Annotated in this window: 26 protein-coding genes, 7 tRNA genes and 1 other RNA gene; 20 read left to right on the top strand and 14 right to left on the bottom strand. The window is 56.9% G+C overall.

Annotation, left to right across the window (positions count from 1 at the left end; all coding sequences use genetic code 11):
• Nucleotides 1-114: 114 nt before the first annotated feature.
• The 11 genes from tolB (at nucleotide 115) to IB144_RS18425 (ending at nucleotide 4,257) form a co-directional block, all read left to right on the top strand.
• On the top strand, nucleotides 115-1,407 hold the full coding sequence (tolB, locus tag IB144_RS18475; protein WP_002895066.1) for a Tol-Pal system beta propeller repeat protein TolB: 1,293 nt from the start codon (nucleotides 115-117) through the stop codon (nucleotides 1,405-1,407).
• A gap of 34 nt (nucleotides 1,408-1,441) precedes the next feature.
• Nucleotides 1,442-1,966 carry a peptidoglycan-associated lipoprotein Pal gene (gene pal, locus IB144_RS18470; protein WP_002895068.1) on the top strand — a complete coding sequence of 175 codons (525 nt, stop codon included), beginning with the start codon at nucleotides 1,442-1,444 and terminating at the stop codon, nucleotides 1,964-1,966.
• 9 nt (nucleotides 1,967-1,975) lie between these two features.
• A complete protein-coding gene (cpoB, locus tag IB144_RS18465; RefSeq protein ID WP_002895071.1) occupies nucleotides 1,976-2,770 on the top strand; it encodes a cell division protein CpoB in 795 nt (264 codons plus the stop codon).
• A 161-nt stretch (nucleotides 2,771-2,931) separates the two neighbouring features.
• A tRNA-Lys gene (locus tag IB144_RS18460) sits at nucleotides 2,932-3,007 on the top strand.
• Nucleotides 3,008-3,132: 125 nt separating this feature from the next.
• Nucleotides 3,133-3,208, top strand: a tRNA-Val gene (locus IB144_RS18455).
• Between the two features lie 2 nt (nucleotides 3,209-3,210).
• Nucleotides 3,211-3,286, top strand: a tRNA-Lys gene (locus tag IB144_RS18450).
• Nucleotides 3,287-3,435: 149 nt separating this feature from the next.
• Nucleotides 3,436-3,511 (top strand) — tRNA-Val (locus tag IB144_RS18445).
• 3 nt (nucleotides 3,512-3,514) lie between these two features.
• Nucleotides 3,515-3,590 (top strand) — tRNA-Lys (locus tag IB144_RS18440).
• Nucleotides 3,591-3,736: 146 nt separating this feature from the next.
• Nucleotides 3,737-3,812 (top strand) — tRNA-Lys (locus IB144_RS18435).
• Between the two features lie 133 nt (nucleotides 3,813-3,945).
• Nucleotides 3,946-4,021, top strand: a tRNA-Lys gene (locus IB144_RS18430).
• 130 nt (nucleotides 4,022-4,151) lie between these two features.
• Nucleotides 4,152-4,257, top strand: a non-coding RNA gene (locus IB144_RS18425) — RtT sRNA.
• Between the two features lie 96 nt (nucleotides 4,258-4,353).
• On the opposite strand, the gene IB144_RS18420 is transcribed toward IB144_RS18425, so the two are convergent.
• Nucleotides 4,354-4,503: a hypothetical protein gene (locus tag IB144_RS18420; protein ID WP_032424328.1), complete on the bottom strand. Its 150-nt coding sequence runs from the start codon at nucleotides 4,501-4,503 to the stop codon at nucleotides 4,354-4,356.
• A 69-nt stretch (nucleotides 4,504-4,572) separates the two neighbouring features.
• On the opposite strand from IB144_RS18420, the gene nadA reads away from it, so the two are divergent.
• Together nadA and pnuC are read left to right on the top strand one after the other, a co-directional pair.
• Nucleotides 4,573-5,616, top strand: coding sequence for a quinolinate synthase NadA (gene nadA / locus IB144_RS18415; RefSeq protein ID WP_004214506.1), 1,044 nt, complete (start codon nucleotides 4,573-4,575; stop codon nucleotides 5,614-5,616).
• A 35-nt stretch (nucleotides 5,617-5,651) separates the two neighbouring features.
• A complete protein-coding gene (gene pnuC, locus IB144_RS18410; RefSeq protein WP_004151689.1) occupies nucleotides 5,652-6,371 on the top strand; it encodes a nicotinamide riboside transporter PnuC in 720 nt (239 codons plus the stop codon).
• Here the strand turns inward: pnuC and zitB are convergent.
• Together zitB and IB144_RS18400 are read right to left on the bottom strand one after the other, a co-directional pair.
• Complete coding sequence (gene zitB, locus IB144_RS18405; protein WP_004147641.1) at nucleotides 6,368-7,312, bottom strand: CDF family zinc transporter ZitB; 945 nt, start codon at nucleotides 7,310-7,312, stop codon at nucleotides 6,368-6,370. The two genes, pnuC and zitB, sit on opposite strands and share 4 nt — an antisense overlap.
• Nucleotides 7,313-7,429: 117 nt before the next feature.
• Nucleotides 7,430-7,795: a YbgS-like family protein gene (locus tag IB144_RS18400; RefSeq protein WP_002895084.1), complete on the bottom strand. Its 366-nt coding sequence runs from the start codon at nucleotides 7,793-7,795 to the stop codon at nucleotides 7,430-7,432.
• 314 nt (nucleotides 7,796-8,109) lie between these two features.
• Here IB144_RS18400 and aroG point away from each other — a divergent pair, with 314 nt between their 5' ends.
• Complete coding sequence (gene aroG / locus IB144_RS18395; RefSeq protein ID WP_002895086.1) at nucleotides 8,110-9,162, top strand: 3-deoxy-7-phosphoheptulonate synthase AroG; 1,053 nt, start codon at nucleotides 8,110-8,112, stop codon at nucleotides 9,160-9,162.
• A gap of 73 nt (nucleotides 9,163-9,235) precedes the next feature.
• Here aroG and gpmA read toward each other — a convergent pair whose 3' ends face one another.
• The 7 genes from gpmA to modE all read right to left on the bottom strand — a co-directional run bounded on the left by gpmA (nucleotide 9,236) and on the right by modE (nucleotide 17,079).
• Nucleotides 9,236-9,988 carry a 2,3-diphosphoglycerate-dependent phosphoglycerate mutase gene (gene gpmA, locus IB144_RS18390; RefSeq protein WP_002895089.1) on the bottom strand — a complete coding sequence of 251 codons (753 nt, stop codon included), beginning with the start codon at nucleotides 9,986-9,988 and terminating at the stop codon, nucleotides 9,236-9,238.
• A gap of 291 nt (nucleotides 9,989-10,279) precedes the next feature.
• Nucleotides 10,280-11,323 carry a galactose-1-epimerase gene (galM, locus tag IB144_RS18385; RefSeq protein ID WP_004223707.1) on the bottom strand — a complete coding sequence of 348 codons (1,044 nt, stop codon included), beginning with the start codon at nucleotides 11,321-11,323 and terminating at the stop codon, nucleotides 10,280-10,282.
• Nucleotides 11,317-12,465 (bottom strand): galactokinase, encoded by a 1,149-nt coding sequence (gene galK / locus IB144_RS18380; RefSeq protein WP_004176842.1) that lies wholly within the window; start codon nucleotides 12,463-12,465, stop codon nucleotides 11,317-11,319. The genes galM and galK overlap by 7 nt, the downstream gene beginning before the upstream one ends.
• A 2-nt stretch (nucleotides 12,466-12,467) precedes the next feature.
• The gene (gene galT / locus IB144_RS18375; RefSeq protein ID WP_002895147.1) at nucleotides 12,468-13,514 is read right to left on the bottom strand and encodes a galactose-1-phosphate uridylyltransferase; all 1,047 of its coding nucleotides are present in this window, start codon (nucleotides 13,512-13,514) and stop codon (nucleotides 12,468-12,470) included.
• A 9-nt stretch (nucleotides 13,515-13,523) separates the two neighbouring features.
• On the bottom strand, nucleotides 13,524-14,540 hold the full coding sequence (gene galE, locus IB144_RS18370) for a UDP-glucose 4-epimerase GalE (RefSeq protein WP_040215839.1): 1,017 nt from the start codon (nucleotides 14,538-14,540) through the stop codon (nucleotides 13,524-13,526).
• Nucleotides 14,541-14,750: 210 nt separating this feature from the next.
• Nucleotides 14,751-16,223 (bottom strand): molybdate ABC transporter ATP-binding protein ModF, encoded by a 1,473-nt coding sequence (gene modF / locus IB144_RS18365; protein ID WP_004179072.1) that lies wholly within the window; start codon nucleotides 16,221-16,223, stop codon nucleotides 14,751-14,753.
• Nucleotides 16,224-16,290: 67 nt separating this feature from the next.
• Nucleotides 16,291-17,079, bottom strand: a complete 789-nt coding sequence (gene modE, locus IB144_RS18360) for a molybdenum-dependent transcriptional regulator (protein ID WP_065888897.1) — start codon at nucleotides 17,077-17,079, stop codon at nucleotides 16,291-16,293.
• Nucleotides 17,080-17,231: 152 nt separating this feature from the next.
• Here modE and IB144_RS18355 point away from each other — a divergent pair, with 152 nt between their 5' ends.
• From IB144_RS18355 to modC, 4 genes are all read left to right on the top strand, one after another.
• Entirely contained in the window at nucleotides 17,232-17,381 is a 150-nt protein-coding gene (locus IB144_RS18355) for an AcrZ family multidrug efflux pump-associated protein (protein ID WP_002895156.1), read from the top strand.
• A 142-nt stretch (nucleotides 17,382-17,523) separates the two neighbouring features.
• The gene (gene modA / locus IB144_RS18350; RefSeq protein WP_064184499.1) at nucleotides 17,524-18,297 is read left to right on the top strand and encodes a molybdate ABC transporter substrate-binding protein; all 774 of its coding nucleotides are present in this window, start codon (nucleotides 17,524-17,526) and stop codon (nucleotides 18,295-18,297) included.
• A complete protein-coding gene (gene modB, locus IB144_RS18345; RefSeq protein WP_002895159.1) occupies nucleotides 18,297-18,986 on the top strand; it encodes a molybdate ABC transporter permease subunit in 690 nt (229 codons plus the stop codon). The genes modA and modB overlap by 1 nt, the downstream gene beginning before the upstream one ends.
• A 2-nt stretch (nucleotides 18,987-18,988) precedes the next feature.
• Complete coding sequence (gene modC, locus IB144_RS18340) at nucleotides 18,989-20,047, top strand: molybdenum ABC transporter ATP-binding protein ModC (protein WP_032413389.1); 1,059 nt, start codon at nucleotides 18,989-18,991, stop codon at nucleotides 20,045-20,047.
• Here modC and IB144_RS18335 read toward each other — a convergent pair whose 3' ends face one another.
• Nucleotides 20,048-20,866, bottom strand: a complete 819-nt coding sequence (locus IB144_RS18335; RefSeq protein ID WP_023279692.1) for a pyridoxal phosphatase — start codon at nucleotides 20,864-20,866, stop codon at nucleotides 20,048-20,050.
• Nucleotides 20,867-21,094: 228 nt separating this feature from the next.
• Between IB144_RS18335 and pgl the strand changes: the two genes are divergently transcribed.
• Nucleotides 21,095-22,090 (top strand): 6-phosphogluconolactonase, encoded by a 996-nt coding sequence (pgl, locus tag IB144_RS18330; protein WP_004183458.1) that lies wholly within the window; start codon nucleotides 21,095-21,097, stop codon nucleotides 22,088-22,090.
• 110 nt (nucleotides 22,091-22,200) lie between these two features.
• On the opposite strand, the gene IB144_RS18325 is transcribed toward pgl, so the two are convergent.
• The 3 genes from IB144_RS18325 to ycgZ all read right to left on the bottom strand — a co-directional run bounded on the left by IB144_RS18325 (nucleotide 22,201) and on the right by ycgZ (nucleotide 23,197).
• Nucleotides 22,201-22,467, bottom strand: a complete 267-nt coding sequence (locus IB144_RS18325) for a biofilm development regulator YmgB/AriR family protein (protein ID WP_002895168.1) — start codon at nucleotides 22,465-22,467, stop codon at nucleotides 22,201-22,203.
• Between the two features lie 51 nt (nucleotides 22,468-22,518).
• Nucleotides 22,519-22,824: a hypothetical protein gene (locus IB144_RS18320; RefSeq protein WP_004147654.1), complete on the bottom strand. Its 306-nt coding sequence runs from the start codon at nucleotides 22,822-22,824 to the stop codon at nucleotides 22,519-22,521.
• A 127-nt stretch (nucleotides 22,825-22,951) separates the two neighbouring features.
• A complete protein-coding gene (gene ycgZ, locus IB144_RS18315; RefSeq protein ID WP_004151693.1) occupies nucleotides 22,952-23,197 on the bottom strand; it encodes a regulatory protein YcgZ in 246 nt (81 codons plus the stop codon).
• Nucleotides 23,198-23,527: 330 nt separating this feature from the next.
• Here ycgZ and IB144_RS18310 point away from each other — a divergent pair, with 330 nt between their 5' ends.
• The gene (locus IB144_RS18310) at nucleotides 23,528-24,739 is read left to right on the top strand and encodes a diguanylate phosphodiesterase (RefSeq protein WP_023302151.1); all 1,212 of its coding nucleotides are present in this window, start codon (nucleotides 23,528-23,530) and stop codon (nucleotides 24,737-24,739) included.
• Nucleotides 24,740-24,874: the final 135 nt, after the last annotated feature.

The raw sequence follows: 24,874 nt of genomic DNA, 5'->3' as shown, positions 1-24,874 counted from the left end.
AAACGGGGAAAAACAATCTATGGTAGTCACAGGGTTTTGGTAGTTTTGTATATTTGAGTTTGTTAACATTCTGCTAAATTATCGTGGGCTTTCCGCCCGGATAAGGGAGATATGATGAAGCAGGCATTACGAGTAGCATTTGGTTTTTTAATGCTGTGGGCGGCGGTGCTGCACGCAGAAGTACGTATCGAGATCACCCAGGGGGTGGACTCGGCGCGCCCTATCGGCGTGGTACCGTTCCAGTGGGCCGGCCAGGGCGCTGCGCCGGAAGATGTCGGTGGTATCGTGGCAGCTGACCTGCGCAACAGCGGTAAATTCAATCCGCTGGATCGCTCTCGTCTGCCGCAGCAGCCGACCAGTGCCCAGGAAGTGCAGCCTGCTGCCTGGTCTGCGCTGGGTATTGACGCCGTAGTCGTCGGCCAGGTCACGCAAAATCCGGATGGTTCTTATCAGGTTGCGTATCAACTGGTGGACACCGGCGGAGCGCCGGGCACAACGCTGGCGCAAGGTTCTTTTAAAGTCACTAAGCAGTACCTGCGCTATGCGGCGCACGCGGCCAGCGACGCGGTATTTGAGAAGCTGACCGGCATCAAGGGCGCCTTCCGTACCCGTATCGCCTACGTGGTGCAGAAAAACGGCGGCCAGTACCCTTACGAACTGCGCGTGTCCGACTACGATGGTTACAACCAGTTCCTGGTTCACCGTTCCTCCCAGCCGCTGATGTCCCCGGCCTGGTCTCCGGACGGTTCTAAACTGGCCTACGTTACCTTTGAAAGCGGTCGTTCTGCGCTGGTGGTTCAGACCCTGGCGAACGCCTCTGTGCGTCAGATCGCCTCCTTCCCGCAGCACAACGGCGCCCCGGCGTTCTCACCGGATGGTTCTAAACTGGCGTTCGCGCTGTCGAAAACCGGTAGCCTGAACCTGTACGTAATGGATCTGGGATCGGGTCAGATTCGTCAGGTGACCAACGGTCGCAGCAACAACACCGAACCAAGCTGGTTCCCGGACAGCCAGAATCTGGCCTTCACTTCTGACCAGGCAGGTCGTCCGCAGGTATATAAAGTCAACATTAATGGCGGCACGCCGCAGCGTATCACCTGGGAAGGTTCTCAGAACCAGGACGCCGACGTGAGCGCGGATGGTAAAACCATGGTAATGGTCAGCTCGGCCGGCGGTCAGCAGCACATTGCCAAACAAGATCTGGAAACGGGTGGTGTACAGGTTCTGTCATCAACGTTTTTAGACGAAACGCCAAGTCTGGCACCTAACGGCACTATGGTAATCTACAGCTCTTCTCAGGGGATGGGATCCGTGCTGAATCTGGTTTCTACAGATGGGCGTTTCAAAGCGCGTCTTCCGGCAACTGATGGACAGGTAAAATCGCCTGCCTGGTCGCCGTATCTGTGATAATAAATAATTGATTATTAAAGGAATCAAAGAAATGCAACTGAACAAAGTGCTGAAAGGGCTGATGATCGCTCTGCCGGTTATGGCAATCGCGGCATGTTCTTCTAACAAGAACGCCAGCAACGACCAGAGCGGTGAAGGCATGCTGGGTGCCGGCACTGGTATGGACGCTAACGGTAACGGCGGCAACATGTCTTCTGAAGAGCAAGCTCGTCTGCAGATGCAGCAGCTGCAGCAGAACAACATCGTTTACTTCGATCTCGACAAGTACGATATCCGTTCTGACTTCGCTGCTATGCTGGACGCGCACGCTAACTTCCTGCGCAGCAACCCGTCCTACAAAGTGACTGTAGAAGGTCACGCGGATGAGCGCGGTACGCCGGAATACAACATCGCTCTGGGTGAGCGTCGTGCTAACGCCGTTAAGATGTATCTGCAGGGCAAAGGTGTTTCTGCCGATCAGATCTCCATCGTTTCTTACGGTAAAGAAAAACCAGCAGTACTGGGTCATGACGAAGCGGCATATGCCAAAAACCGTCGCGCCGTACTGGTTTACTAAGAGAATTGCATGAGCAGTAACTTCAGACATCATTTATTGAGTCTGTCGTTACTGGTTGGCATAGCGGCCCCCTGGGCCGCTTTTGCTCAGGCGCCAATCAGTAGTGTCGGCTCAGGCTCGGTCGAAGACCGCGTCACTCAACTCGAGCGTATTTCCAATGCTCACAGCCAGCTTTTAACCCAACTCCAGCAACAACTCTCTGATAACCAGACTGACATTGATTCTCTCCGCGGGCAGATCCAGGAGAACCAGTACCAGTTGAATCAGATCGTTGAGCGCCAGAAACAGATTCTGCTGCAGATAGATAGTCTGAGCAGCGGTGGCGGCGCGGCATCAGGTGCGCAGGCTCCGTCGTCTTCTGGCGATCAGAGCGCGGCTGCCACCAGCGCAGCGCCAGCGGCCACCTCAGGCGCCCCGGCGATGACCGGCGATGCGAACACCGATTATAATGCCGCTATTGCCCTGGTGAAGGATGCCTCACGCCAGGATGACGCGATGGTGGCGTTTCAAAACTTCGTCAAAAAGTACCCGGATTCAACCTACCAGCCAAACGCTAACTACTGGCTCGGGCAGTTGAACTACAATAAGGGGAGAAAAGACGACGCGGCGTTTTACTTCGCTTCGGTGGTGAAGAACTACCCGAAATCGCCAAAAGCGCCTGACGCGATGTTTAAAGTCGGCGTGATCATGCAGGACAAAGGTGATACCGCGAAAGCGAAAGCGGTTTACCAGCAGGTGATCAATAAATTCCCCGGCACCGACGGTGCGAAACAAGCGCAAAAACGACTTAATGCTCTTGGTTGATTACGGCATGACCAGAAATCGCGTCATTTCTGGTCTTGTCGCCTGAATCGCCAGCAGTTAAGTGATCTTTATCGAAATTTTAGTTGCGCTGAATTCTGAAATCAGTAATATATGCCGCCGTTGCCAAGGGATATCAAACAAGCCCAAAGCAATGCCAGAGTGGGTCGTTAGCTCAGTTGGTAGAGCAGTTGACTTTTAATCAATTGGTCGCAGGTTCGAATCCTGCACGACCCACCAATCGTTCTGGTGGAACGCGATAGTAAAACGTGAAGGATAACGTTGCGTCAGCAACGGCCCGTAGGGCGAGGCGAAGCCGAGTCATCCTGCACGACCCACCGCTTAGTAGTATCCAGCGTAGTATCGGGTGATTAGCTCAGCTGGGAGAGCACCTCCCTTACAAGGAGGGGGTCGGCGGTTCGATCCCGTCATCACCCACCACCGGGTCGTTAGCTCAGTTGGTAGAGCAGTTGACTTTTAATCAATTGGTCGCAGGTTCGAATCCTGCACGACCCACCATCTTTAACATCGAACGTCGGTGTTAAACGTGAAGGATAACGTTGCTTCAGCTACGGCCCGAAGGGCGAGCGAAGCGAGTCATCCTGCACTCCAATCATTTTTATGATGGGGTAGGTGGACGCAGTATCGGTAGTATCCAGCGCAGTTTCGGGTGATTAGCTCAGCTGGGAGAGCACCTCCCTTACAAGGAGGGGGTCGGCGGTTCGATCCCGTCATCACCCACCACTCGGGTCGTTAGCTCAGTTGGTAGAGCAGTTGACTTTTAATCAATTGGTCGCAGGTTCGAATCCTGCACGACCCACCAATTTCAGCATTTAACTCAGATGCTGAACGTGAAGGATAACGTTGCGTCAGCAACGGCCCGAAGGGCGAGGCAAAGCCGAGTCATCCTGCACGACCTACCAATTTCTGAATTGGTGTCGAGTGAAGTTATTCAGGTAGTACCAGAGCGGGTCGTTAGCTCAGTTGGTAGAGCAGTTGACTTTTAATCAATTGGTCGCAGGTTCGAATCCTGCACGACCCACCAATTTCAGCATTTAACCCAGATGCTGAACGTGAAGGATAACGTTGCGACAGCAACGGCCCGTAGGGCGAGGCGAAGTCGAGTCATCCTGCACGACCCACCATCCTGAATGATGGCAGCAGTAAAATCCCGCAAGGGGTCGTTAGCTCAGTTGGTAGAGCAGTTGACTTTTAATCAATTGGTCGCAGGTTCGAATCCTGCACGACCCACCAATGTAAAAAGGCGCCCTAAAGGCGCCTTTTTGCTATGCGCAGAACTCAACGATTCGAACCTGCAGCAGGTTCGGGTCGAACGCAGTGAGACAACGGAGCCGCTTGCGGCGACGGCCCGCAGGGCGAGTCTCAGGATGAGACGAGTTTCTCTGCAGCAGGTTCGGGTCGAACGTAGTGAGACAACGGAGCCGCTTGCGGCGACGGCCCGCAGGGCGAGGCGAAGCCGAGTCATCCTGCACGACCCACCAATGTAAAAAGGCGCCTTTTTGCTATCTGCATTTCCCTGCCACTCATCAATGTTAATACTTTCTTAATTCATCATTTTCCCACGGTCACGCTGCGCTTATCGTGCCTGCACAGGATACGAACCGGTCGTTCGGGCAGATGCGCAGCACCGTCCCCGGGAATAGGGTTTGATGTACAAAATTCATCACGACTTTTAGCTCGTAATCGGCTATCTTGTTTAGCATATAAAACACCATGACCGTATTAAGCCGCCGACAGGCCATACTGACGGTTGTAGAGTTAAGCCAGTAAAACGAGATTGCATGATGAGCGTAATGTTTGATCCTGAAACGGCGATTTATCCTTTCCCTGCTAAACCGCAGCCGCTGACCGTCGACGAAAAGCAGTTTTACCGCGAAAAAATCAAGCGCCTGCTGCGCGAGCGCGATGCCGTGATGGTGGCGCATTACTACACCGATCCTGAAATTCAACAGCTGGCGGAAGAGACCGGCGGCTGTATCGCCGACTCGCTGGAGATGGCGCGCTTTGGCGCCCGCCATTCGGCCTCCACGCTGCTGGTCGCCGGGGTGCGTTTTATGGGGGAAACCGCCAAAATCCTCAGCCCGGAAAAGACCATTTTGATGCCGACACTGAACGCCGAGTGTTCATTGGATCTGGGCTGTCCGATTGAGGAATTCAACGCCTTTTGCGACGCCCATCCTGACCGCACCGTCGTGGTCTATGCCAATACGTCCGCCGCGGTGAAGGCCCGCGCCGACTGGGTGGTGACCTCCAGCATCGCCGTGGAACTCATTGACCATCTGGATAGTCTTGGTCAAAAGATCCTCTGGGCGCCGGACCGCCACCTTGGGCGCTACGTTCAGCGTCAGACCGACGCAGACGTGCTGTGCTGGCAGGGGGCGTGCATCGTGCACGACGAGTTTAAAACCCAGGCGTTGATGCGGATGAAGGCTCTGCATCCCGAAGCCGCCGTGCTGGTCCATCCCGAGTCGCCGCAGGCGATCGTTGAGATGGCCGATGCCGTAGGCTCCACCAGCCAGCTGATTGCGGCGGCGAAAAGCCTGCCCCAGCGCCAGCTGATCGTGGCCACCGATCGCGGTATTTTCTATAAAATGCAGCAGGCGGTGCCGGAGAAAACGCTGCTGGAAGCGCCCACCGCCGGCGAAGGGGCGACCTGCCGCAGCTGCGCGCATTGTCCGTGGATGGCGATGAATGGCCTGAAAGCCATTGCCGAGGGTCTCGAGCAGGGCGGCGCCGAACATGAAATCCATGTCGACGAAGCGCTGCGAACCGGCGCATTAATTCCCCTTAACCGGATGCTGGATTTTGCGGCTACACTACGGGGATAACCTATTGTCGCGTCGCCAGACGCTGAGGGGAGGAAATGGATTTTTTTAGCACGCAGAATATTTTAGTACATATACCCATCGGCGCTGGGGGGTACGATCTCTCCTGGATAGAGGCCGTGGGGACGATTGCCGGGCTGTTGTGTATCTGGCTGGCGAGCCTGGAGAAGATCAGTAACTATGCTTTCGGGCTGGTCAACGTCACGCTGTTCGCCATCATCTTCTTTCAGATCCAGCTTTACGCCAGCCTGCTGCTGCAGCTGTTCTTTTTTGCCGCTAACGTTTACGGCTGGTATGCATGGTCGCGACAAAGCAGCAACCATGAGGCTGAGCTGCAGATCCGCTGGCTGCCGCGCAGCAAAGCGCTGGGCTGGCTGGCGGCCTGCGTGGTAGCGATCGGCTTGCTGACCCTGTTTATCAACCCGTTCTTTGCTTTCCTGACGCGGATCGCGGTCAGCCTGATGCAAGCGCTCGGTTTGCAGGTCACTATGCCGGAACTGCAGCCGGATGCTTTCCCGTTCTGGGACTCCTGTATGACGGTGCTGTCGGTGGTGGCGATGATCTTAATGACCCGCAAGTATGTTGAAAACTGGCTGCTGTGGGTGATCGTCAACGTGATAAGCGTGGTGATTTTTGCCCGTCAGGGCGTCTATGCCATGTCGCTGGAATACCTCTTGCTGACGTTCATTGCGTTGAACGGCAGCCGGATGTGGATAAACAGCGCGCGTGAGCGAGGTTCTCACGCGTTTTCTGGCTAATGGTGGTGGTGATGATCGTGCCCGGCGTGCATCGTGTTGAGATGGCACTCCGGGCCGCTGCAGGGCTGGTACTCCATCTGCACCGTGGCATGCGCAATTTCATATTTATGTTCCAGGAAATGCAGGATGCGGTTGAGTAACGCGTCATGGTCGTGCGGTGGAACGACCTGTACATGGAGCGTCATCACCGGTTTTTCCCCCACCAGCCAGACGTGGACGTGGTGAACATCGCGTACCTCCGGGATAGAGCGACGGATATCCCGCTGCAGGGCCGCCACATCCAGCGAACGCGGCGCGCCTTCCAGCAATTCATTCAGACTCTCTTTCAGTAATCGCCAGGCACTACGTAATACCAGGCAGGAAACCAGCACGGAAAGAATCGGGTCGACAGGCGTCCAGCCGGTGGTGAGGATCACCACGGCCGCCACGATCGCGCCGACCGAGCCCAGCAGGTCGCCAAGCACGTGTAGCGCTGCGGCGCGTACGTTAAGATTCCGCTCCTCGCTACCCCGATGTAGGATCCAAAACGCCAGCACGTTGGCCAGCAGACCGGCGACTGCAATGACCATCATCGTCACGCCGGCTACCGGCTGCGGATGCTGGAAGCGCTGAATCGCCTCCCAGACAATCAGCATGGTGATCACCACCAGAGCAATAGCATTGAGAAACGCCGCCAGGGTGGTTAAACGCAACCAGCCAAAGGTATGGCGGGCATTTGGTGGGCGGCTGGCGAAGCGAACCGCCAGCAGCGCAAACAGCAGAGCGGCGGAGTCGGTGAGCATATGGCCGGCATCCGCCAGCAGGGCCAGCGAGCCGGAGATCGCGCCGCCGACGGCTTCAATCAGCATAAAGCCGGCGGTGACGATAAACGCCCATAGCAGCCGGCGGGCGTTGCTGTTATCCGGAGCCTGGACAGAGGAGTGCGAATGCGAGTGCGCCATAGTGTCGTCCCTTAATAGTTATCATTATTACGCTATGACATCATAAACAGAGAGCGATAAAAAACGAAGAAAAGGCGAGACCGGCTCGCCTTTTCTTCGATCTGCCCACCTCATGTGTTACTGGGTGGTGCCGTCGGTTTTGCTGTTGTCTTGGGTCGTATTGCCGCCGTTGTCCAGTTTTTTACCGGTGTCCGGACAGCGGCCGTCTTTACACATCGAGTTTTTATGTACCTCATCGCTCGACATATTATCCTGGGTCATCGTCGAGCCCGTGGTGCCCCCAGAGCCAGAGTTGATCTGACTATTGTCCACGTTGTTCGGCGCCACGTTCTCACGGGCATCCGGCGCCACCTGACCGGCATCCGCGGAAGAGTTGGCCTGGCCATTATTGGACTGGGCACCGGTGTCTGCCGCCAGGGCCGCGCCGCTGGCAAGACCTAAGGTGGCGGTGAGCAAAAGGGTCGTCAGTTTTTTCATATTCATCGGATACTCCTGTTAAGCCGGGAAGGGGAAATGCGCTTCCCGCGGTGAGTGTGCCAGGAATCTGACTCGCTATGGTTTAAGACTCCGCAGACGATCGCAGTGTCACTATATTATCCTGAAACGTAAGACTTAATTAGCTTTAACAGTTAAATATTGTAGTTCATGAGCCTGGTTTCGCTACTTTATGGCGTATTTTTGCCTATTTCCAGGATTATTCCATCACTACTGTAAAATCACGTTTACACTATTTCAGCGAAGAGATAGATTGGAGGGATTGCATTTCATTGAATAAGTATGGCAACGCTGGAAAGAAGATGAATTATCAGAACGACGATTTACGCATTAAAGAGATCAACGAATTATTACCTCCCGTTGCGCTCCTGGAAAAATTCCCTGCTACCGAAAATGCTGCAAACACCGTTGCACATGCTCGCAAAGCGATCCATCAGATCCTCAAAGGCGACGATGACCGTCTGCTGGTGGTGATTGGGCCTTGTTCTATTCACGATCCGGCAGCGGCGAAAGAGTATGCCGCCCGCCTGCTGACCCTGCGCGAGGCGCTGAAGGGCGAGCTCGAGATCGTCATGCGGGTCTATTTTGAAAAACCGCGCACCACCGTCGGCTGGAAAGGGCTCATCAACGATCCCCATATGGATAACAGCTTCCGCATCAACGACGGGTTGCGCATCGCGCGCAAACTGCTGCTGGACATTAACGACAGCGGCCTGCCGGCGGCGGGGGAATTCCTCGATATGATCACCCCGCAGTATGTCGCCGATCTGATGAGCTGGGGCGCCATTGGCGCGCGGACCACCGAATCCCAGGTGCACCGTGAGCTCGCCTCCGGACTCTCCTGCCCGGTGGGCTTTAAAAACGGTACCGATGGCACCATCAAGGTGGCTATCGATGCGATTAACGCCGCCGGCGCGCCGCACTGTTTCCTGTCGGTCACCAAGTGGGGCCACTCCGCCATCGTGAATACCAGCGGTAACGGCGACTGCCATATTATTTTGCGCGGCGGCAAAGAGCCTAACTACAGCGCGAAGCACGTGGCGGAGGTGAAAATCGGTCTGGCGAAAGCGGGTCTTCCGGCCCAGGTGATGATCGACTTCAGCCATGCCAACTCCAGCAAGCAGTTCAAGAAGCAGATGGAAGTGGGCGCCGACGTATGCCAGCAGATCGCCGGCGGCGAGCGCGCCATTATGGGCGTGATGATTGAAAGCCATCTGGTGGAAGGCAACCAGAGCCTCGAGAGCGGTGAACCGCTGACCTACGGCAAGAGCGTCACCGACGCCTGCATCGGCTGGGAGGATACCGAAACGATCCTGCGTCAGCTGGCGGAAGCGGTGAAAACCCGCCGCGGCTAAGCTACTCCGCGCTAGCGCAGGTCATAAAAAAAGCGTGGAGATTTCCACGCTTTTTTGTTCTCACCAGGAGAAATTACTTCGCTTTACCCTGGTTGGCGACGGCAGCAGCTTTCGCCGCGATCTCTTCCGCGTTACCCAGATAGTAATGTTTGATCGGCTTGAAGTTTTCATCGAACTCATATACCAGCGGTACGCCGGTCGGGATGTTCAGTTCGAGGATCTCGTCTTCGCCCATGTTGTCGAGGTATTTCACCAGCGCGCGCAGGGAGTTACCGTGAGCGGCGATGATCACGCGCTCACCGCTTTTCAGGCGCGGCAGAATGGTTTCGTTCCAGTAAGGCACGACGCGGTCGATAGTCAGCGCCAGGCTTTCAGTGGTCGGCAGTTCGGCGTCGGTCAGTTTTGCATAGCGCGGATCGTGGCCCGGGTAGCGCTCGTCGTCTTTGGTCAGCTCCGGCGGAGTGACAGCGAAGCCGCGACGCCACTGTTTAACCTGCTCGTCACCATATTTCTCAGCGGTTTCCGCTTTGTTCAGGCCCTGCAGCGCGCCGTAATGACGTTCGTTCAGCTTCCAGGATTTCTCAACCGGCAGCCAGGCCTGATCCAGTTCGTCCAGCACGTTCCACAGGGTGTGGATGGCACGTTTCAGCACGGAGGTATAAGCAAAATCAAAGCTGAAGCCTTCAGCCTTCAGCAGCTTACCCGCTGCTTTCGCTTCGCTAACGCCTTTCTCGGACAGATCCACGTCGTACCAACCGGTGAAGCGGTTTTCGTTGTTCCACTGGCTTTCGCCATGACGAACCAGTACCAGCTTAGTTACAGCCATTCTCTCACTCCTCTCTACACGCCATCCCTCGCGCCGCGAACGGCGCGCTGAATGTGATGGTGTATGTGTTATTGATTGATAACTATTCTCATTATATTGCCGTGATTTGGCGCACGGCAATGCTTATCCCTAACCATAGCGAAAATAGTGGCGCAGTGTAAGGTGCTTGTAATACACAGGTTATTTTTTTGTCCTTTGGTGACGGAAAATAGAGCAGGTTGCTGAAAAAAGAGGCGGCAGAGAGGAGGGCGGGGACGAAAAGCAGCGCCCCCTGATGGAGGGCGCTGGCGATTATCGGGCGATAAACTGATATTCCGTCAGGCTGACGTACTCCTGGCCCGGACGTAATACACAGTCCGGCTGCGGCCATTGCGGATGGTTCGGCGAATCCGGCAGGAATTCGCTCTCCAGCGCCAGTCCCTGCCAGTCGGCGTAGGGCTCCGTCGTCTGCGACGGGGTGCCGCCGAGATAGTTGCCGGAGTAAAACTGCAGCGCCGGAGCGGAGGTATAGACCGTCATCTGCAGCTTGCCATCCTGCGACCAGACCTGTGCCGCAGGCTGGCTGGCGTCGCCTTTGGCATCCAGCAGGAAGGCATGATCGTATCCCTTCACCTTTTGCTGATCGGCATCCGCGAGGAAGTCGGCGGCGATGGTTTTCGGCTGGCGGAAATCAAAGCTGGTGTTAGCAACATCTTTCAGTTCGCCACCCGGGATACCGTCGCTTTCCACCGGCAGATACCTCTGGGCGAGGATCTGGAGCTGATGCTGGCGCACATCGCCCTGCTCACCGTCGAGGTTGAAATAGACGTGATTGGTCATATTCACCGGGCAGGGTTGGTCCACGGTGGCGCGATAGGTAATCGCGATGCGGTTGTCGTCGCTCAGACGATAGTGCGCGGTGGCCTGCAGGGTGCCCGGAAAGCCTTGATCGCCATCGGGCGAGGTCAGGGCGAACAGCACTTCCTGCTCGTCGGCGCGGACAATGCGCCAGCGGCGCTTATCAAACCCTTCCGGGCCGCCGTGGAGCTGGTGGCCCGCGTCGTTTGACGGCGTGACGTTGACGACCTGGCCGTCAAGCGGGAAGCGGCTGTGGCCGATACGGTTGGCGTAGCGGCCTACCGAGGCGCCAAGAAATGCGGCCTGGCGAGCATAGTCTTCTAGCTTTGCGCAGCCCAGCAGCGGTCGGCGCAGGCTGCCATCGGCCAGCGGCACCTCGGCGCTGAGCAGCGTCGCGCCCCAGTCCGCCACGGTGACGGTCATCCCCGACTTATTGCGCAGGGTCACCTGCTGCCATGGCTGACCGTCCGGGGCCAGCGCGGTGGTTTGCGTTAGCATTGGCCAGCCCCCTGCGACGGTTTGCAGACATAGAATGTCTCTTTAATACCGGTTTTCGCTTCATACTCGTTGGCAACGGCCTGCTGAACGGTATCGACCAGTTCTTCCGGGATTAACGCTACCACGCAGCCGCCAAAGCCGCCGCCGGTCATGCGCACGCCGCCCTTATCGCCGATCGCGGCCTTAACGATCTCCACCAGGGTGTCGATCTGCGGGACGGTGATCTCGAAATCATCACGCATCGAGGCGTGGGACTCTGCCATCAGCTCACCCATCCGCTTCAGGTCGCCTTTTTCGAGGGCGCTGGCGGCTTCCACAGTGCGGGCATTCTCCGTCAGCACATGGCGTACGCGCTTCGCGACCACCGGATCCAGCTCATGGGCGACGGCGTTAAATTGCTCAAGGGTGACATCGCGCAGGGCGGGCTGCTGGAAGAAGCGCGCGCCGGTTTCGCACTGTTCACGACGGGTGTTGTACTCGCTGCCGACGAGGGTACGCTTAAAGTTGCTGTTGATGATCACCACCGCCACGCCTTTCGGCATCGAGACGGCTTTGGTGCCCAGCGAACGGCAGTCGATCAGCAGCGCGTGGTCTTTTTTGCCCAGCGCTGAAATCAGCTGATCCATGATGCCGCAGTTGCAGCCGACGAACTGGTTTTCCGCCTCCTGGCCGTTGAGGGCGATTTGCGCGCCATCCAGCGGCAGATGATACAGCTGTTGGAACACGGTGCCGACGGCGACTTCCAGCGAGGCTGAGGAGCTTAACCCCGCACCCTGCGGTACATTGCCGCTGATCACCAGATCCGCGCCGCCAAAGTGGCTGTTCCGCTGCTGCAGATGCTTTACCACGCCGCGGACATAGTTCGACCACTGCTGGGTGTCGTGGCTGATAATCGGCGCGTCGAGAGAGAACTCATCGGTCTGATTGTCGTAATCAGCGGCAATCACCCGCACCGTACGATCGTCGCGCGGCGCACAGCTGATCACCGTCTGGTAGTCGATAGCGCAGGGGAGCACAAAACCGTCGTTGTAATCGGTATGCTCGCCGATCAGGTTGACGCGGCCTGGCGCTTGAATGACATGGCTGGCCGGGTAGCCGAAGGCGTCAGCGAACAGGGTTTGGGTTTTCTCTTTCAGACTCATCATTACACTCCGGATTCACGAAAATGGACGTCGCTGACGGCGCGCAGTCGTTCGGCAGCTTGCTCGGCGGTCAGATCGCGCTGAGTTTCGGCCAGCATCTCATAACCAACCATAAACTTGCGGACCGTCGCGGAGCGCAGCAGCGGCGGATAAAAGTGGGCATGAAGCTGCCAGTGGTTATGGTCTTCGTCGTTAAACGGCGCGCCGTGCCAGCCCATGGAGTAGGGGAATGAGCACTGGAACAGGTTGTCGTAACGGCTGGTCAGCTTTTTCAACGCCAGCGCCAGATCGCTGCGCTGGGCGTCGGTGAGATCGGTTATGCGCTGCACGTGCGCTTTCGGCAACAGCAGCGTTTCGAACGGCCAGGCGGCCCAGTAGGGCACCACCGCCAGCCAGTGCTCGGTGTCCACCACCGTGCGGCTGCCGTCGGCCAGTTCGCGCTGCACATAGTCCAGCAGCATCGGCTGGCCCTGTGCGGCGTAATACTCTTTCTGCAGACGGTCTTCCCGTTCCGCTTCATTGGGCAGGAAACTGTTGGCCCACACCTGACCATGCGGGTGAGGGTTGGAGCAGCCCATCGCTGCCCCTTTGTTTTCAAAAACCTGCACCCACGGGTAGCTTTTCCCGAGGTCCGCGGTCTGTTCCTGCCACGTTTTAACCACGTCTTCCAACGCTTCAAGGCTCAGTTCCGGCAGCGTTTTGCTGTGGTCTGGCGAGAAGCAGATCACCCGACTGGTGCCGCGGGCGCTCTGGCAGCGCATCAGCGGATCGTCACTCTCCGGTGCGTCCGGGGTGTCGGTCATCAGGGCCGCAAAGTCGTTGGTAAATACGTAGGTACCGGTGTAATTCGGGTTGGTGTCGCCGGTCACCCGGGTGTTGCCCGGGCACAGGAAACAGTCCGGATCGTGGGCCGGCAAGGTCTGTTTTGCCGGCGTTTCCTGCGCCCCCTGCCAGGGGCGCTTGGCGCGATGCGGAGAAACCAGAATCCACTGTCCGGTTAACGGGTTATAACGACGATGTGGATGGTCAACGGGGTTAAATACGCTCATGAAGGTTCCTTAGTCTGGATAACCCTGCGGATGACGGGACTGCCAGTGCCAGGTGTCCTGCGCCATTTCGTCCAGGTTGCGCGTTACGCGCCAGTTCAGCTCGCGGTCGGCCTTGGCAGCATCCGCCCAGTAGGCCGGGAGGTCGCCATCGCGGCGCGGCGCGAAATGGTAGTTAATGGGTTTGCCGCAGGCCTTGCTGAAAGCATTGACTACGTCGAGCACGCTGCTGCCGACGCCGGCGCCAAGGTTGTAGATATGCACCCCGGCTTTGTCAGCCAGTTTTTCCATGGCCGCGATGTGGCCATCGGCGAGGTCCATCACATGGATGTAATCGCGCACGCCGGTACCATCTTCGGTCGGATAGTCGTTACCAAAAATGGCCAGCGATTCGCGACGGCCAACGGCGACCTGGGCGATGTAGGGCATCAGGTTGTTCGGGATCCCCTGCGGGTCTTCCCCCATGTCGCCCGACGGGTGGGCGCCGACCGGGTTGAAGTAGCGCAGCAGGGCAATGCTCCACTCCGGCTGGGCTTTCTGCAGGTCGGTCAGGATCTGCTCCACCATCAGCTTGCTTTTGCCGTAGGGGCTTTGCGGGGTGCCGGTCGGGAAGCTTTCGACATACGGGATTTTCGGCTGATCGCCGTAGACGGTAGCGGAGGAGCTAAAGATAAAGTTCTTCACGCCAGCGGCGCGCATGGCAGAGACTAATTTCAGTGTGCCGGTGACGTTATTGTCGTAATATTCCAGCGGCTTGGCGACGGACTCCCCGACGGCTTTCAGCCCGGCGAAGTGGATCACTGCCTCAATGGCGTGATCGTGGAGGATCTCCGTCATCAGCGCTTCGTTACGAATATCGCCTTCAATAAAGGTGGCTTCTTTGCCGCCGAGACGTTCAATCACCGGCAGTACGCTGCGCTTGCTGTTGCAGAGATTGTCGAGGATCACCACCTCGTGTCCCTGCTGCAGCAGTTGAACGCAGGTATGACTTCCAATGTAACCGCTACCACCTGTAACCAGAACTTTCATGATTCGCTCCATTCGGCTTATCGTTTGTGAGGAAGATAGCATATCAAAGAAGTGAAAAGTGTGACATAGGGCAAGTTAGTGGAATCGTTTACACTTGGGGGTATAAATAACGTAAATTTTATATTTTTAATTTTAATTCAATGTATTAGGTTTGTTTGGCGCTATTTTTCTGAAAAATACCAGGGATCTTTCGATCCCCGGCAGGGGGCGTCAGGCCACGGGGCCGAGTTGATAAGTGTAACCGTCTCCACTGGGAACGAACGCCAGGCGATGGGTAATACAGTCCGGGGCATCTTCCGCATGGTGCGAGACAAACAGCAGCTGTGTGGCCCCTTCGCCAATCAACACGTCGACAAAGCGGCGCACCAGCTGGCGGTTGAGTGGGTCCAGCCCCTGCAGCGGTTCATCGAGGATCAGCAGGGTTGGATGCTTCACCAGCGCGCGGACGATAAGCGCCAGCCGCTGCTGGCCCCACGACAGACTGTGAAACGGCGCGTCGGCGGTGCGCTTATCGATGCCGAGAATATCCAGCCATTGCTGCACCAGCTTATGCTGCTTGTCGGAGACCGCCTGATAAATGCCGATCGAGTCAAAATAGCCCGACAGGATGACGTTGCGGACGTTGGTGCTGACCCGGTAGTCCAGATGCAGGCTGCTGCTGACGTAGCCGATATGCTTTTTAATATCCCAGATGGTCTCACCGCTGCCGCGCCGGCGGCCAAAGAGCGTGAGATCGTTGCTGTAGCCCTGCGGATGATCCCCGGTGACCAGGCTCAGCAGCGTAGATTTACCGGCGCCGTTGGGACCGACGATCTGCCAGTGTTCGCCCGGATTCACGGTCCATGAGAGGTGATTGATGACCGGGCGATCGTTATAGGAGACCACGCCGTCGTTGAGCACGATACGCGGCGCCGAGTCTGCCAGCGCATGACGGGCCGGTGGGACATCCGGCTCCGGCAGGGTGATGCCGTCCAGTTTTTCACTGTGCGCCAGCTGGGCGACCAGCGCCTGCTGCAGCAGGGAAGACTTCTCGCCGGTCTCGCTGAGGGTGCAGTCAGCCAGCACGCCGGCGAATTGCACAAACTCCGGGATCTCATCGAAACGGTTGAGCACCAGCACCAGGGTGATGCCGGCGCTGTGCAGGTCGGCCAGCAGGGCAGCCAGCTGCTGGCGGGAGTTGACGTCGAGACCGTCGAAAGGTTCATCGAGGATCAGCAGTTGCGGATCGGTCATCAGGGCCTGACACAGCAGGGTCTTACGCGTTTCCCCGGTCGACAGGTATTTAAACCGGCGGTCCAGCAGGGCGCTGATGCCAAACTGTTCGGCCAGGCGCGCGCAGCGGGCAGGATCTTTCACCTCATCCTGGATAATCTCCGCGGTGGTGCGGCCGGTGTCTTCTTCGCCTGGGCTGAGCAGGTCGGTGTTATTGCGCTGCCACTCGTCGCTGACCAGCTTCTGCAACTGTTCGAAGGAGAGGCGGGTCACGCGGGAGAAGTGGCTTTCGCGCTGGCCGCTGAGCAGGGTCAGGTCGCCTGCCAGGGCCCGCGCGAGGGCGGATTTGCCGCTGCCGTTGCTGCCGACGAACGCCCAGCTTTCACCCGCCGCCACGCTCAGGTGGTCTATTTTTAAGGTCTTTGTATCGCTCAGGCGAAACGTGCCTTGCGAAATTTGCAATGATGACATGATGTATCCCATTTTTTGCAGCGATGTGCATCAGGGATACGACTTCAGGCGCGTAATGTCAATGGGGTCAGCATAACGTCGCGAGAATGATGCGATCGGCATTGAAGTAAGCGATCGCCTCCGTTCCTTCCGCCAGGCCAGCGGCCTGCGCCTGTGGCAGGGTGGCGCACAGGGTTTGACCGTCCGCCAGGGTCATCAGTACTTCGCACTGTCCGGACCCGCATTCGATATGACTGATACGTCCCGACAGCTGGTTATCGGCCTGGCGGGCTGCTGCGGGATCGAGGGTGATGCCGACCCATGGCGCTTTGAGCAGGACCAGCACCTCCTGGCCCTCATCGAGTCCCAGCTTCTCAGCGCTTTGGGCGGTGATGGCGACGTTCAGGCGGGTTTTTCCGTCAGCCAACAGTACTTCCACGTGCTGCTGCACATGCTGGCGATCGCGGCCGGTAATGGTGCCGAACCACTGGTTGCGGGCGCTGGTCTGCAGGGAAAAGCGCGAGATGGCCGCCAGCAGGCTATCCAGCGGCAGGGCATCGTCATCGCTGAGTACATCAAACGCTTTCTGCTGGATCTGCGCAAGCAGATCGTACAGCTGGATCAGACGCTGCCCGTAGCGGGTCAGCACCGCGCCGCCGCCGCCCTTTCCGCCGGTGGCGCGATCCACCAGCGGCTGTTCGCTGAGCTGGTTCATCTCATTGATGGCATCCCAAGCGCTCTTATAGCTGATACCCGCATGCTTCGCCCCCTGGCTTATCGAACCGGTCTGGTCAATTTGTTTGAGCAGGGCGATCCGCCGCGGATCGGCAAACAGGCGCTGCTGTAGCTTAAGGGTAAGAAGAATTTCGGCCTGCATAATCGTTTCCTGACAAAAAAGGGTATTGTGACCGATAGTCGCCCACTTGCAAAACCTCTCTGCGCGGTTGGTCATTACCCACCGCACAAATGGGACGTGTTTTTTCGGCTGAAATCGTTACAATCAGGAAATCATACTATCTGGAGTGAACCATGTTAGAGCTTTTGAAAAGTCTGGTTTTTGCGGTCATCATGGTACCGGTGGTGATGGCGGTCATCCTGGGACTGATTTACGGTCTTGGCGAAGTGTTCAACCTCTTCTCCGGCGTAGGCCACAAAGATCGCAGCCAGCAAAATCACTGATTTCCCGGCGCCCGGTTTAACCGGGCGCTGTGCTATTTCCCTCCTGTATCATTTCCCTTCGTTTTATTGTCCTGTATCACTATAAAAACGCTTCGCATATCGTTATATTATCGACTACATAACGCATTGACAGGAGAGTAAGATGGCAGGTTCTTGGTTACGCGGGGTTGTCGGGGTATCATTCACGCTGTGCGTCGCGGGTCAGGCGCTGGCGGCAGAGGGTAAAGTGACCGTTTTCGCCGCCGCATCGTTAACCAACGCGATGCAGGATATTGCCCAGGCGTACAAGAAAGAAAAAAACGTCGAGGTCGTGTCGTCGTTTGCCTCGTCTTCGACGCTGGCGCGGCAGATAGAAGCGGGTGCGCCAGCGGACCTGTTTATCTCCGCCGATCAGAAATGGATGGATTACGCGGCAGATAAAAAGGCCATCGATCCGGCAACCCGCGCCACTCTGCTTGGCAACAGCCTGGTAGTGGTCGCGCCGAAAGCCAGTGCGCAGGGGGCGATAACCATTGATGAGAAAACCGACTGGACCAGCCTGCTGAAAGGAGGCCGTCTGGCGGTGGGCGATCCACAGCATGTCCCGGCCGGTATCTATGCCAAAGAGGCACTGCAGAAACTCGGTGCCTGGGAGACGTTGTCGCCGAAGCTCGCCCCGGCTGAAGACGTGCGCGGTGCGCTGGCGCTGGTGGAGCGCAACGAAGCGCCGCTGGGGATTGTCTATGGCTCCGATGCCGTGGCCAGCAAGGGGGTGAAAGTGGTCGGCACCTTCCCGGAAGCCTCGCATCAGAAAGTCGAGTACCCGCTGGCGATTGTCGATGGGCACCGCAATGCGGCCGTGAGCGCCTTCTATGACTACCTGAAAGGGCCGGAAGCGTCCGCTATCTTTAAACGTTACGGATTTACCACCCGCTGATGTTTCTGAGCGAACCCGAATGGCAGGCGGTGCTGCTGAGCCTGAAAGTCTCCTCCCTGGCGGTGGCCTTGAGCCTGCCCTTTGGCATCTTTTTTTCCTGGCTGCTGGTCCGGCGCACCTTTCCCGGCAAGGCACTGCTCGACAGTATTCTCCATCTGCCGCTGGTGCTGCCTCCGGTGGTGGTGGGGTACCTGCTGCTGGTGGCCATGGGGCGGCGCGGGTTTATTGGCAGCTGGCTGTATGACTGGTTCGGCATCAGCTTTGCTTTTAGCTGGCGCGGGGCGGTGCTGGCGGCGGCGGTGATGTCTTTCCCGCTGATGGTGCGCGCCATTCGCCTGGCGCTGGAAGGGGTGGACGTCAAACTGGAGCAAGCGGCGAGAACCCTCGGGGCCAGCCGCTGGCGGGTATTTTTGACCATTACGTTGCCGTTGACTCTGCCGGGGATTATTGTCGGCACGGTGCTGGCCTTCGCCCGCTCGTTAGGGGAGTTTGGCGCGACCATCACGTTCGTCTCCAATATTCCCGGTGAAACGCGCACCCTCCCTTCGGCGATGTACACCTTGATTCAAACCCCGGGCGGGGAGGGGGCGGCGGCCCGCCTCTGCCTCATCGCCATCGGTCTGGCGCTGGTTTCGCTGCTGATTTCGGAATGGCTGGCCCGCGTAAGCCGCCAGCGCATGGGAGGATAATGATGCTGGAGCTGGACTTTACCCAGACCCTCGGTAGCCACTGCCTGCAGATCTGTGAAACTCTGCCCGCCAGCGGGATCACCGCCGTCTTTGGCGTCTCCGGCGCGGGCAAAACCTCGTTGATTAACGCCATCAGCGGCCTGACCCGACCCCAGGCGGGGCGGATCGTGCTCAACGGCAGGGTGCTGAACGACACCGCGCAGCGTATCTGCCTGGCGCCGGAGCAGCGCCGTATCGGCTATGTCTTTCAGGATGCGCGCCTGTTTCCCCATTATAAAGTGCGCGGCAATCTGCAGTATGGGATGGCGAAATCCATGGTCAGCCAGTTCGATAAGCTGGTGGAACTGCTGGGGATTGCGCCCTTGCTGGATCGTCTGCCGGGCCGGTTATCCGGCGGCGAAAAGCAGCGAGTGGCCATCGGCCGCGCCCTGCTGACCGCGCCGGAGCTACTGCTGCTGGATGAGCCGCTGGCCTCGCTGGACATTCCGCGCAAACGCGAACTGTTGCCCTACCTGCAGCGGCTGGCGCAGGAGATCCATATTCCGATGCTCTACGTCAGCCACTCGCTGGATGAGATCCAGCATCTGGCCGATCGTGTGCTGGTGCTGGAGGCCGGTAAGGTGAAAGCTTTCGGTCCGCTGGAGGAGGTCTGGAGCAGCAGCGTGATGCACCCCTGGCTGCCGGCGGAACAGCAGAGTACGATCCTTAGCGCCACCGTCGCCGCGCAGCACCCGCAGTATGCGATGACGGCCCTGGCGCTGGGGGACCAGTTGCTGTGGGTCAACCGGCTCGAACGTCCCGCAGGCGACACCGCACGGATCCGCATTCAGGCGTCGGACGTTTCGCTGACACTGGCCCAGCCGTCCGGGACCAGCATCCGCAATATCTTGCGCGCCGAGGTGGCTCAGTGTCTGGAGGTCAACGGACAGATTGAAGTGCAGCTCAGAGTGAGTGGCCGTCTGCTATGGGCCAGGATTAGCCCATGGGCGCGGGACGACCTGGCGATAGCGCCAGGTCAGCAGGTGTTTGCCCAGATCAAAAGCGTGTCGATCGCCGCCTGATTACAGCAGTTGGCGGTAGATAAACTCGGCGATGCTGGTGGACTCATTGTCGCCGATGACTATGTTGGCGCGGGCTTTCACCTCGTCCACCGCGTTGCCCATCGCCACCCCGGTGCCCGCCGCTTCCAGCATGCTAAGATCGTTGCAGTTATCGCCGAAGGCCACCACATCCTGCATCGACAGCCCCTGGTCGGCCACCCATTGCGCCAGGCGTTTGCCTTTGCTGTTGCCGGCGCGCGCGATATCTACCTGATCGTGCCACGACCATTCGCACTCGAGGCCCAGCGTCTCGCCAACCTGCTGCGCAAACCGCTGCAGGCGGGGAATGTCGTCATCGGTGAGAGCGAATTTCCATACCGCGTTAACTTCGCGAACCGCCTGCGCCAGCGAATCGACCTGAGCGAAAACCGGACGCTGATCTTCCGGTAACGCCTGCGCCCAGTTGCGGGTGCGGATCACATGCCCGGTGGGGTGTTCATAAAGCATCGCGTCGTCCACATATGCCAGGCCGTGGATCTGCTGTTTGGCGAGCATGGCAGTGAGGCTTACCGCTTGCTCTACCGGCATAGGATCGGCGGCCAAAACCTTTTTTGCGTGATAATCATACAAATAGGTGCCATTACAACAAATTGCAGGTGTATCGAGAGCCAGTGCCTGATAAAAAGGATGGATAGCGACGTGATGACGTCCGGTGACGACGATGACCTGATAGCCTGCCTCTCTGGCGCGGGCCAGCGCCTCCAGCGACGCGGGCAGAATGGTTTTTTTGCTGGTAAGCAGGGTGCCGTCTAAATCCAGGGCAATCACGCGTGTTGTCATGTGTTATTTCCGGTTGATGTTGAAAAGTGACCTGGCCATGATGGTACACCGCCGTGGCGTCAGGACCAATTTTTCCACATCTGCCGTGAATGTCTGTATGCCCTTTGTGCCGCCGTCCGGCGGAAATTCGGCGGACGATGCGAGTATCATGGGCGGATGTCTTATAATTTTCAGGGTGCTGTTATCCTGAAAATGAAAATTCCACGTGCAGTGAGGGAAGGAGTAGTCATGAAACAAACCGTTTATACCGCCAGCCCGGAAAGCCAACAAATCCATGTCTGGAGTCTTGAAGCGGACGGCAAACTGACGCTGGTGCAGGTGGTTGATGCCCCAGGGCAGGTCCAGCCGATGGTGGTCAGCCCCAACAAGGAATTTCTGTACGTTGGCGTTCGTCCGGAGTTTCGCGTGCTGGCCTATCGCATCACGCCGGATAACGGGGCGTTAACCTTTGCGGGCGAAGCTGCGCTGCCGGGCAGCCCGACCCATATCTCTACGGATCACCATGGCCGTTTTGTCTTCAGCGCCTCCTACAATCAGGGCTGTGTGAGCGTGACCCCGCTGCACGATGGCCTGCCGGGCGAAACCATCACCGTGGTGGAAGGGCTGGAAGGCTGCCACTCGGCCAATATCTCCCCGGATAATCGCACCCTGTGGGTGCCGGCGCTGAAGCAGGATCGCATTTGCCTGTTTACCCTCAGCGACGATGGTTTCCTCTCGGCACAGGAGCCCGCGGAAGTGACGACCGTCGAGGGCGCCGGTCCGCGTCACATGGTATTCCATCCCAACCAGCAGTATGGTTACTGCGTCAATGAGCTAAACAGCTCGATTGACGTCTGGGAGCTGAAAGATCCTAAGGGCAACATCGAATGTGTACAGACCCTGGATATGATGCCGCCTGATTTTAGCGGCGTGCGCTGGGCGGCGGATATTCATATCACCCCGGATGGCCGTCATCTTTACGCCTGCGATCGTACCGCCAGCATCATCACGGTGTTCAGCGTTTCGGAAGATGGTAGCGTGCTGGCGGTGGAAGGCTATCAGCCTACCGAGACCCAGCCGCGCGGCTTTAACCTCGATCACAGCGGTAAATATCTCATTGCCGCCGGGCAGAAGTCGCACCATATCGCGGTGTACGACATCGTCGGTGAGCAGGGACTGCTGCAGGAGAAAGGCCGCTATGCGGTTGGGCAGGGGCCGATGTGGGTGGTGGTCAACGCCCACTGAACCGCCATCAGGTAAAAGAAAAAACCTCGCCTTAGCGAGGTTTTTTTTGCTCAGAGCGGACAGGCTCTGCGGAGAAGGCGTTGTCCTGGCGGGCCAGAAGCGTGGCGACGTTAGATATCGTCCATGGTGTAGCCAACGACAATCTCCAGTGTTTTTCGGATCACGTCCGCGGTCACCACGTCATCGGTGGTTTCCAGCGCCTGAATCAGCCATAAAATAATGGCCTTATTGTTCAGGTGACCCTCGGACTGGAGAATACTGTTGATGGCGAGCGACATGACGGCGGACTCATCAACCAGTTTATCACCGGCGTTACGGAAATAGTCGGAGAGCGCGGTGTCCTGCAGTCTTGCGTAAATATCTGGTTGCTGATGCATAGTCTGTCTCATCACATTCTCACTCTGTTTAATTCACCATGGTTGGGATAATCAGTGGATCTTTTTAGCTTCCGACGGCATGCTGTCTGGCGCCAGCGAACCTCTGGTTTCCCAACGGCCATTGATTTTCTTTACCTGTAAAGGCGCGTACTTCCGCTGACGGATAAGCTTCGCGCAAATTTCTTCGATCACGGCAGCGATGATCTTTCTACGCTGGCGATCTGGTTCTGTCGCCTGCATTAACCGAAGTCGAACCAGCAGGGTCGGGGTGGTAATCGGGCGATTCGTTTTCAGAAGCGCTAGAACCGCCTCGCCGATGATTTCATCGGTTATTTCCTCAGTTTCACTGTTATTCATAACCGTCTCTATGCATGCCACCCTTTTCCTGAATAGGCGAACGGGCATTCAGGTCAGCAGCAGGTTTGTGGAAGCGATCGCCCCTCATCTGCTACTGCGGCGCTGCAACAGGCGACGATCGATGACGTTATTCCTGGCCAGCAAACAGCAGACCAATTAAGGTCTGATAGTGGCTCTCTTCCTCCGGCGCGCGAGCGCGGTCCAGGCGGCTCAACAGTTTGGTGCATAGCGCTTTGCGGTTGAGATGACGCCCTTCGTTAAGAATATCCATCACGATCTGACCCAGGGTTTCCTGCTGGGAAGGCAAAGATGCTTTGTTGAAATACTGGGCAATTGCGTTCGCTGTATCTGGAATGTAACCATTCTGCTGCATATGTGCTCCTTTCATTTCATTCATCTGTTAACTGCCATTAAACTTATACAATAATTATTAACCTGTACACACAAAGTTGCACAATAATGATTCATGTTAGTTTAACTATATGATTTTTAATCGTTTAATTTTTTTTTGCCTGACGCGGTTCTGGCTTGTAAAGGTGGGGTTTAGCGTTGCATGTTGTACAAGGAAAGAAAAAAAGGGAAAACCTTGCACAAAAAAGGGATTTTTAGTGTATCTTTTTTGTTAAGACAAAACGTAGTTTTACGAGACCCTTAGCCTGATAACTGCTACTGTGAATGCTCATCCCTCCCATCTGGAATCACTATGCTAACCACCATCATTTATCGCAGCCATATCTGCGACAATGTCTCATTCAAATCGATCGAGGCCATGGTCGCCAGGGCAAACGAAAGAAATGGGCAGGCGGACGTCACCGGTATTTTACTTTTTAACGGGACGCATTTTTTTCAACTCATTGAGGGGCCTGAAGAAAAGGTTCAGGATATTTATCAGCATATCTGCCAGGATCCTCGCCACTATAATCTGGTGGAGTTGCTTTGCGATTATGCGCCGTCCCGTCGTTTTGGTAAGGTCGGGATGGAACTGTTTGATTTACGCGAACACGATCGCGAGGAAGTTCTGCAGGCGGTGATGGACCGGGGGACGTCAAAATATCAGCTCACCTATGATGACCGGGCGCTGCAATTTTTCCGTACTTTTGTCGAAGCCACAGAAAAAGCGAACTATTTTGAGATTCCTTCCGCAGATAGTTGGGTTTTTATTCCTGATAAGGAGACGTTCTATCCTGATACCCCGATTATCGATAATACGGAAGGTTGTTCCTTTGCCTTCCAGCCGATTGTCGACCCTTTCGCCTGCGAAATTATTTCGTGGGAAGCGCTGTTGCGTACACCGGACGGGCAATCCCCCGGCGCCTATTTTGCCGGGCTGACCGGGGACGATATTTATCTCGCTGACCTGCACAGTAAACGGGTGGCGTTGTCGCTGGCGGGAAAATTAGGTTTACGTAATAAGGCGTTAAGCATTAATTTACTGCCAATGACCATGGTCAAAGCGCCGAATGCGGTGGCTTTCCTGCTCGACGAAATTAGTCGCAATGACCTTATTCCGGAGCAGATTATTGTCGAGTTCACTGAGCGGGAAGTGATTTCGCGGATGGACGATTTTACCGATGCGGTGCGCAAACTGAAGGGCGCGGGAATTAATCTTGCCATCGATCACTTCGGCGCCGGGTTTGCCGGGCTATCGCTGCTGGCGCAATACCAACCCGACAGAATTAAAATCGACCATGAGCTGATCCGCAATATCTACCAGGACGGACCGCGCCAGTCGATTGTACAGGCGATTATCAAATGCTGTACTTCTCTGGAGATTGCGGTCTCAGCCGTCGGCGTTGAGCGTGCTGAAGAGTGGATGTGGCTGGAATCAGCCGGTATTTCACAGTTTCAGGGCAATTTGTTCGCCAGCGCGCGCCTGGGGGGCCTACCCGCCGTCGCATGGCCGGAGAAAAAATGAACCACCGCGAAATCAGCTAAACATTTTTTCATCTTTTTTCCCGGGCGCTGTGAGCCGCAACCTGATATCTTTATCTGTACAAGAAAATAGAGTTGTACAGGATGCCTGAATTCGTTAGTTTAGGTATTAAGGTAT

Source organism: Klebsiella sp. K4 (assembly GCF_014596785.2).
GTDB classification, from domain to species: domain Bacteria; phylum Pseudomonadota; class Gammaproteobacteria; order Enterobacterales; family Enterobacteriaceae; genus Klebsiella; species Klebsiella pneumoniae.
Note: the sequence above shows the minus strand (reverse complement) of the source record. Positions and strands in the feature narration are given on the sequence as shown.

Bases quoted from the DNA above. Each gene is read 5' to 3' on its own strand.
- aroG (WP_002895086.1), top strand. From the start codon at position 8,110: ATGAATTATCAGAACGACGATTTACGCATTAAAGAGATCAACGAATTA.
- IB144_RS18310 (WP_023302151.1), top strand. From the start codon at position 23,528: ATGCTAACCACCATCATTTATCGCAGCCATATCTGCGACAATGTCTCA.
- ycgZ (WP_004151693.1), bottom strand. From the start codon at position 23,197: ATGCAGCAGAATGGTTACATTCCAGATACAGCGAACGCAATTGCCCAG.
- IB144_RS18320 (WP_004147654.1), bottom strand. From the start codon at position 22,824: ATGAATAACAGTGAAACTGAGGAAATAACCGATGAAATCATCGGCGAG.
- cpoB (WP_002895071.1), top strand. From the start codon at position 1,976: ATGAGCAGTAACTTCAGACATCATTTATTGAGTCTGTCGTTACTGGTT.
- nadA (WP_004214506.1), top strand. From the start codon at position 4,573: ATGAGCGTAATGTTTGATCCTGAAACGGCGATTTATCCTTTCCCTGCT.
- modF (WP_004179072.1), bottom strand. From the start codon at position 16,223: ATGTCATCATTGCAAATTTCGCAAGGCACGTTTCGCCTGAGCGATACA.
- IB144_RS18420 (WP_032424328.1), bottom strand. From the start codon at position 4,503: ATGGTGTTTTATATGCTAAACAAGATAGCCGATTACGAGCTAAAAGTC.
- IB144_RS18325 (WP_002895168.1), bottom strand. From the start codon at position 22,467: ATGCATCAGCAACCAGATATTTACGCAAGACTGCAGGACACCGCGCTC.
- pnuC (WP_004151689.1), top strand. From the start codon at position 5,652: ATGGATTTTTTTAGCACGCAGAATATTTTAGTACATATACCCATCGGC.
- tolB (WP_002895066.1), top strand. From the start codon at position 115: ATGAAGCAGGCATTACGAGTAGCATTTGGTTTTTTAATGCTGTGGGCG.
- pal (WP_002895068.1), top strand. From the start codon at position 1,442: ATGCAACTGAACAAAGTGCTGAAAGGGCTGATGATCGCTCTGCCGGTT.
- pgl (WP_004183458.1), top strand. From the start codon at position 21,095: ATGAAACAAACCGTTTATACCGCCAGCCCGGAAAGCCAACAAATCCAT.
- modE (WP_065888897.1), bottom strand. From the start codon at position 17,079: ATGCAGGCCGAAATTCTTCTTACCCTTAAGCTACAGCAGCGCCTGTTT.
- modB (WP_002895159.1), top strand. From the start codon at position 18,297: ATGTTTCTGAGCGAACCCGAATGGCAGGCGGTGCTGCTGAGCCTGAAA.
- galM (WP_004223707.1), bottom strand. From the start codon at position 11,323: ATGCTAACGCAAACCACCGCGCTGGCCCCGGACGGTCAGCCATGGCAG.
- modA (WP_064184499.1), top strand. From the start codon at position 17,524: ATGGCAGGTTCTTGGTTACGCGGGGTTGTCGGGGTATCATTCACGCTG.
- IB144_RS18335 (WP_023279692.1), bottom strand. From the start codon at position 20,866: ATGACAACACGCGTGATTGCCCTGGATTTAGACGGCACCCTGCTTACC.
- galE (WP_040215839.1), bottom strand. From the start codon at position 14,540: ATGAAAGTTCTGGTTACAGGTGGTAGCGGTTACATTGGAAGTCATACC.
- IB144_RS18400 (WP_002895084.1), bottom strand. From the start codon at position 7,795: ATGAATATGAAAAAACTGACGACCCTTTTGCTCACCGCCACCTTAGGT.
- zitB (WP_004147641.1), bottom strand. From the start codon at position 7,312: ATGGCGCACTCGCATTCGCACTCCTCTGTCCAGGCTCCGGATAACAGC.
- IB144_RS18355 (WP_002895156.1), top strand. From the start codon at position 17,232: ATGTTAGAGCTTTTGAAAAGTCTGGTTTTTGCGGTCATCATGGTACCG.
- galK (WP_004176842.1), bottom strand. From the start codon at position 12,465: ATGAGTCTGAAAGAGAAAACCCAAACCCTGTTCGCTGACGCCTTCGGC.
- modC (WP_032413389.1), top strand. From the start codon at position 18,989: ATGCTGGAGCTGGACTTTACCCAGACCCTCGGTAGCCACTGCCTGCAG.
- gpmA (WP_002895089.1), bottom strand. From the start codon at position 9,988: ATGGCTGTAACTAAGCTGGTACTGGTTCGTCATGGCGAAAGCCAGTGG.
- galT (WP_002895147.1), bottom strand. From the start codon at position 13,514: ATGAGCGTATTTAACCCCGTTGACCATCCACATCGTCGTTATAACCCG.